At 69.6% G+C, this 5,899-nt stretch carries 6 protein-coding genes; 1 reads left to right on the top strand and 5 read right to left on the bottom strand.

The features are described from left to right. Positions 1 to 157 precede the first annotated feature (157 nt). The gene (locus tag CCN44_RS16665) at positions 158 to 859 is read right to left on the bottom strand and encodes a ribonuclease HII (RefSeq protein ID WP_059253007.1); all 702 of its coding nucleotides are present in this window, start codon (positions 857 to 859) and stop codon (positions 158 to 160) included. Positions 860 to 964: 105 nt separating this feature from the next. After that, positions 965 to 1,588 (bottom strand): TetR/AcrR family transcriptional regulator, encoded by a 624-nt coding sequence (locus CCN44_RS16660; protein ID WP_167403991.1) that lies wholly within the window; start codon positions 1,586 to 1,588, stop codon positions 965 to 967. Between the two features lie 185 nt (positions 1,589 to 1,773). Between CCN44_RS16660 and CCN44_RS16650 the strand changes: the two genes are divergently transcribed. Further along, a complete protein-coding gene (locus CCN44_RS16650) occupies positions 1,774 to 3,324 on the top strand; it encodes an MFS transporter (protein WP_079081178.1) in 1,551 nt (516 codons plus the stop codon). A 398-nt stretch (positions 3,325 to 3,722) separates the two neighbouring features. Here the strand turns inward: CCN44_RS16650 and CCN44_RS16645 are convergent, their stop codons facing one another. The 3 genes from CCN44_RS16645 to CCN44_RS16635 form a co-directional block, all read right to left on the bottom strand. Next, on the bottom strand, positions 3,723 to 4,628 hold the full coding sequence (locus CCN44_RS16645; protein WP_086698102.1) for an ADP-ribosylglycohydrolase family protein: 906 nt from the start codon (positions 4,626 to 4,628) through the stop codon (positions 3,723 to 3,725). Between the two features lie 12 nt (positions 4,629 to 4,640). Next, entirely contained in the window at positions 4,641 to 5,300 is a 660-nt protein-coding gene (locus CCN44_RS16640; protein WP_063808587.1) for a histidine phosphatase family protein, read from the bottom strand. A gap of 73 nt (positions 5,301 to 5,373) precedes the next feature. Continuing rightward, positions 5,374 to 5,899, bottom strand: a 526-nt coding sequence (locus CCN44_RS16635) for a DUF4937 domain-containing protein (protein ID WP_086698103.1), incomplete at its 5' end; no start/stop codon positions are given.

The following is a 5,899-nucleotide window of genomic DNA, read 5'->3' as shown; positions in this document are numbered from 1 at the left end:
GGGGTCGGCGCGGTACGGCCGCTGGCCGGAGTGGCGCGGGGACCCTGGGCACTCTCGTGAATCTGAGGCTCCTCGGGAATGAGAGGCATGAGCTGATATTTATCAAACGTTGGTGCGGCGCGGATGACCGGGTGGCACATCAGTGCGAACGGAAGAGTCAGAAATCGAAGCCGAGCTGGCCCTCAATTTCCGGAACGCTTCCGTCCGCCCAGCTGCGGACCTTCTTGAGGTGCCGCCACTGAGGCAACGCATCAAGATACGCCCACGACAAGCGGTGGTGCGGGGTGGGCCCCCACTCCTCCAGTGCGGCCTTGTGCACGGGCGATGGATACCCGGCGTTGTCCGCAAATCCGAAGTCTGCATGGTCGATACCCAGTTCGGCCATCATTTTGTCGCGCTGGACCTTGGCGATCACCGATGCCGCCGCTACGGCCACGCACGACCGATCGCCCTTGATCACCGTACGCACCCGCCAGGGGGCGCCGAGGTAGTCGTGCTTCCCGTCGAGGATCACGGCGTCGGGGCGAACCGGCAGAGCGTCCAGGGCGCGGACCGCGGCAAGCCGCAGCGCGGCCGTCATCCCCAGGTCGTCGATCTCCTCGGGGGAAGCATGCCCCAGCGCATGGGCCGTCACCCATGTCCGCAGGGTCTCGGCGAGCTCCGTACGCCGCTTGACCGTCAGCAGTTTGGAGTCGGTCAGCCCCTCGGGCGGGCGGCGGAGTCCGGTGATCGCCGCGCAGACGGTGACGGGCCCGGCCCAGGCGCCGCGCCCCACCTCGTCGACACCGGCAATGACCTTCGCTCCGGTCGTGGCGCGCAGGGAGCGCTCGACGGTGTGAGTAGGTGGTTCGTACGGCATGGCGCCCTTAGCGTACGCCGCCCGTGTCGCCGCGCGACACCCCGGGCGGGCCACCGCGCGAGACCCCGACCGCCCGGCCGGTGCAGAGGGCGCCTGCGCGGGCGATCAGGTCCCGTAGGGCCGCAGCAGCGGGAGCATCAGCTGGTCGATCATCTCCACGAGATCCTGATCACTCCATTCGCTCCCGCACATCTTCGATCGGTACATCATCATGGCCGGGATCGCGTCGAAGACATACCCGTTGGCCGCGTCCGCGCGCACCTCTCCACGCTCTATGCCGCGTGCGATAACCTCGCGCAGCAGCTTGACGGTCGGCTCCACCACGCTTCCGAGGATCACGCCTTCGAAGCGCCCGACCTGCATGTGATCGCATTCGTGAATGACCGACCGCAGTGCGACACCGGGGCGCGAGTACATGATCTGCCGGACCTGTCGACACAGGGCGAGGAGATCCTCGCGCACGCTGCCGAGGTCCGGAGCCTTCTCCACCCGAGGCATTCCGGACACCAGGGCATCGGCGACCAGATCCTCCTTGGAGGGCCAGCGGCGGTAGACCGCGGCCTTGCCGGTCTGGGCGCCGGCCGCGACGCCCTCCATGGTCAGCCCCTTCCAGCCGACCGTACTGAGCTGCTCCAGAGCGGCGTCGAGGATCGCGCGCTCCAGCACCGCACCGCGCCGACGAGGGGCAGCCGTCCGGGCAGGCGCGGCCGTCCAGCGCGAGGTAACCATCTGTGTTTTCTCCAGCAGGAAAGGGAGCGGGGGATTCCGGGGCAGTGGCGCCGCGCTGCAGCAACAGGGGGACGCGGGACGCGGCGCGCGATTAAGTGAACGCTTGCGTTCACTGTTGGGGACTCACTACCGTGGACGCGACAGTGAACGCGAGCGTTCACTAAAGTCTGCAGGGGGGACCCATAGTGACGACCTCTCAGCTCCTCAAGGGCGATCGGAAACCGGGCACGGCCCGCCGGGAGGGGCATCCCGGCATCGCGCTCACCGTCATCGCGGCGTGCCAACTCATGGTGGTACTCGACGCGACGATTGTGAACATCGCGCTCCCGCACATTCAAGACGCACTCAAGTTCAGCACCACCGACCTGACTTGGGTGGTCAGCGCCTACACGCTCACCTTCGGCGGTCTGCTGCTGCTCGGCGCGCGGGCCGGTGACATCCTCGGGCGCCGCCGGGTGTTCATGGCCGGCATCCTGCTGTTCACCTTCGCCTCGCTGCTGGGCGGTCTGGCCCAGGAACCCTGGCAACTGCTGGCCGCTCGGGCCCTGCAGGGTGTGGGTGGCGCGATAGCGTCGCCCACCTCGCTCGCGCTGATCACGACGACCTTCCCCGAGGGCCCGGAACGGAACCGGGCCTTCGGTGTGTTCGCCGCCGTGTCGGCGGGCGGCGGCGCCATCGGTCTCCTCGCGGGCGGCATGCTCACCGACTGGCTCGACTGGCGGTGGGTGCTGTTCGTCAACGTACCCATCGGTGTCCTGATCGCCGTGCTCGCACCGCTGTACATCAACGAGTCCGAGCGGCATCCGGGACGCTTCGACCTCACCGGTGCGCTGACCTCCACGGTCGGCATGGCCTCGCTGGTGTACGGCTTCATACGCGCCGCCGAGGAAGGCTGGCGGGACAGCCTCACCCTCGGCTCCTTCGGTGCGTCCGTGGTGCTGCTGATCGCGTTCGTCTTCACCGAGATGCGGGCGAGGGAGCCGATCACCCCGCTCAGGATGTTCACGGACCGGAACCGCTGGGGCACGTACGTGATCATGCTGAGCCTGGCCGCGGCGATGTTCGGCATGTTCTTCTACATCGTGCTGTTCGTGCAGAACGTGCTCGGCTACAGCGCCATCAAGGCCGGTGTCGCCTTCCTTCCCGTGACCGTCGCGATCGCGGTGGGTGCGGGACTGTCGCAGCGCTTCCTGCCGACGCTCGGCCCCAAGCCGTTCATGATGGTCGGTTCGGCGCTCGTGGTGGTCGGGCTCGTCTGGCAGACCTTCATCCGGCCCGACAGCACTTACGTGGGCGGAGTGCTGGGTCCCATGCTGGTGTTCGGCTTCGGCATGGGCCTGAACTTCGTGACGGCCACCGTCACCGCCGTCTCCGGTGTCGCCCCGCACGAGGCGGGCGCGGCGTCCGGGCTGCTCAACGCCATGCAGCAGGTCGGCGGTTCGCTCGGGCTGTCCATCCTCACGACCGTCTTCGGGTCGGCCAGCACGGACGAGGCGGAGAAGCAGCTGCCGAAGTTCCTGGCCGACGCCTCGCCGCAGCAGAAGGCCCAGTTCGCCGAGACGCAGCAGCTGCCCGCTCCCTGGGGGCACGAGGTGCTCGCCCACGGCATCTCCACCGCCTTCGTACCGGCCGCCGCGATGGCCGCCCTCGCCTTTCTGACCGCGTGGCTGGTGCTGAAGGTCCGCAAGGGCGACCTCGACTCCCTCGCGGGCACGGCGGGCCCGCATCTGGGCTGATCCAGGCCGGACCGCGCGACGCCGCGGCCGACGGGACCGCTGCCGGGGCTGGGACGGCCCTCGCGGCGGCCCTGTCGGCCGCGCCACGGCTTCCGGCGCACCTGGCAGGGCGAGAACCAGGAGCACTGGCAGGAGGAGAAACAGGACCAGGAGCAGAGCGGGAACCAGGAGCAGCTCCCACCCCGACGCCGGCAAGGGCACCGGCGCCGCCGAGGCGGATGTCATCGCGCACCACCCCCTTCCGTCCCTCGTCGTCGCGGCTCCGCCGGCACTCGCACCCTCGGCGCGGTGGGCAGCGGATACCGGAAGAACGGGCGACGGTCACGCAGAGTTCCGAATGGGCACGGAGAGTTTCAGCTCGACTCGGGTGCGCGACGACACCCGGCCCGCGGACGCCGTCAGACGCCCGTGGGCACCCAGTGCGGCAGTGCCTCGGTGCGCTGCACCCACGCGGCGGGCGGTGCCCCGGCCTTGCCCGCGGCGAGCACGCCGCCCACGATCGCGCAGGTGGTGTCGACGTCGCCGCCCACCTGGGCGGTCGTCCAGAACGCCGTCTCGTAGTCACCGAGGGCCCGCGCGGCGGACCAGAGGGCGAAGGGGACGGTGTCATGGGCCGTCGTACGGCGCCCGCAGCCCAGGACGGCCGCGACGGTGGCCGCGTCGTCGTAGTCGAGCATGTCGCGGGCGCGGCGCAGGCCCTGACCGACCGCGCTCTTCGGTACGAGGGCGACAACGCCGTCGATGAGGGCCTCGGGGGCGGGCGGCCCGTCCGGCGAGCCGGCCAGTGCCGCCGCGGCGGCCACGGCCATGGCGCCGACCACGGCTTCCCGGTGCTGGTGCGTGGTGTAGGCCGAGATCTCCGCCTGGTGGGTCGCCTGCTCGGGATCGTCCGCGTACCAGGCGCCCAGGGGGGCGATCCGCATGGCCGCGCCGTTGCCCCAGGACCCCTGGCCGTTGAAGAGGCCGGCGGCCAGCTCACGCCAGTCCCCGCCCTCCCGGACCAGGCGCAGCAGCCGGTTGACCGCCGGGCCGTAGCCTCGGTCGAAATCGTGGTGCTCGGCGAAGGAGCGGGCCAGCGCGTCCTGGTCAATGCGGTGATGGGTGGCGAGGACGGCGACGACGGAGCAGGCCATCTCGGTGTCGTCGGTCCACTGCCAGGGGGCCTCGGGCAGCTCGCGGCGCTTCAGCAGGGGATAGTTCGCGGGGACGAAGAACTGGGAGCCCAGCGCGTCCCCCACGGCCAGCCCGCGCAGGCTCGTCAGCGCGCGCTCCAGGCGCCCGGGGGAAGAGGAGTCAGCGGTCATCGCCCTGCCACTCTATCCGGTCACCCAGTACGGCACAGGCTCCCGCCAGCGCTCGAAAGGCCGGTCGAGCGTGTACTTGCCGTCCTCTCCCAGAACGAGCATCCGCATCTCGGCGTTCCCGGGATTGGCCAGGGACTCGAATTCGGCGACCGTCCAGTGGAACCAGCGCATGCAGAACAGCCGCATCGCGAGCCCGTGGGTCACCAGAAGGACGTTCGGGGGATGGTCGGGGGCCTCGAAGCTGCGGAACAGGCTTTCCAGGAAGCCGCCGACCCGGTCGTACACATCGGCACCGGACTCGCCCTGCGGGAACCTGAAGAAGAAGTGGCCGTAGGCGTCGCGGTACGCCTTCTGCAGGCGCACGTCGTCGCGGTCCTGCCAGTTCCCCCAGTCCTGCTCGCGCAGCCTGGGTTCCTCCCGGACGCGTATGAGGTCGGGGTCGAGGTGGAACGCGCGGAGCGTCTCGTGGGTGCGGCGGTACGGGGAGACGTACACGCTCACGCGTTCCCGGCCGAAGAGCTCGCGGAGCCGCTCGCCGGTCTCCTCGGCCTGTTTCCAGCCACGCTCGGTCAGCGCGAGGGCGTGGTCGGGCTCGCGCTCGTACACGGAGTCGTCGACGTTGCCCGTTGACTCGCCGTGTCGGACAAGGACGATGCGCCGTGGTCGTGCCATGCCAAAACCCTAGTTGGAACGGCGGGAAGTCGAGCACTCGTACGGGTCCCGTACGGCGTACGTCACATCTTTCTCAGACCGTCCAGGACGGTTCCAGGTCCACGATGTCACCGGAGAGGGCCGCGATGTCGGCCTCGGTCTGGGCACGCAGCGCAAGGCGTTCGACACGTTCCGTGCGGTACTTGCCGTGCTCGGCCGCCGACCGCCACATGGACAGGATCAGGAACTCCTGCTCGGGTGCCTCGGCGAACATGCCGCGGATCATGCCGGGCGAGCCGGCCATCGCGGGGTTCCAGACCTTCTCCTGCATGAGCGTGAAGTGCTCGACGCGCTCCTCGTGGACCCGGCACAGGGCCACGCGGATCAGATCGGTGTCGGTGAACCGCGGCTCGAAGCCCGTCTTCACATCGAAGCGGTACTCGAACAGTTTGACCTGGGCGTCCTTGAAGGTGCCGGACTGAGTGGTGGCCAGGCGGTCATGGGAGCGGGCCATGAAGGAGTCGTAGAAGGCACGGCTCTCCCAGAAGGCGAAGATGTGCGCCACCCCCGGCCGCTGCCGGCTCCAGCCCCCGCCCTGCCCCCGAAAACCCGGCTCTCCC

This window comes from Streptomyces tricolor (genome assembly GCF_002155905.1).
Lineage (GTDB): Bacteria > Actinomycetota > Actinomycetes > Streptomycetales > Streptomycetaceae > Streptomyces > Streptomyces tricolor.
This window is presented reverse-complemented; position numbering and strand designations above follow the sequence as displayed.

What these genes read in the sequence shown, in the direction of transcription:
- CCN44_RS16665 (WP_059253007.1), bottom strand. Translation starts at nt 859, where the DNA reads ATGCCGTACGAACCACCTACTCACACCGTCGAGCGCTCCCTGCGCGCC.
- CCN44_RS16660 (WP_167403991.1), bottom strand. Translation starts at nt 1,588, where the DNA reads ATGGTTACCTCGCGCTGGACGGCCGCGCCTGCCCGGACGGCTGCCCCT.
- CCN44_RS16645 (WP_086698102.1), bottom strand. Translation starts at nt 4,628, where the DNA reads ATGACCGCTGACTCCTCTTCCCCCGGGCGCCTGGAGCGCGCGCTGACG.
- CCN44_RS16640 (WP_063808587.1), bottom strand. Translation starts at nt 5,300, where the DNA reads ATGGCACGACCACGGCGCATCGTCCTTGTCCGACACGGCGAGTCAACG.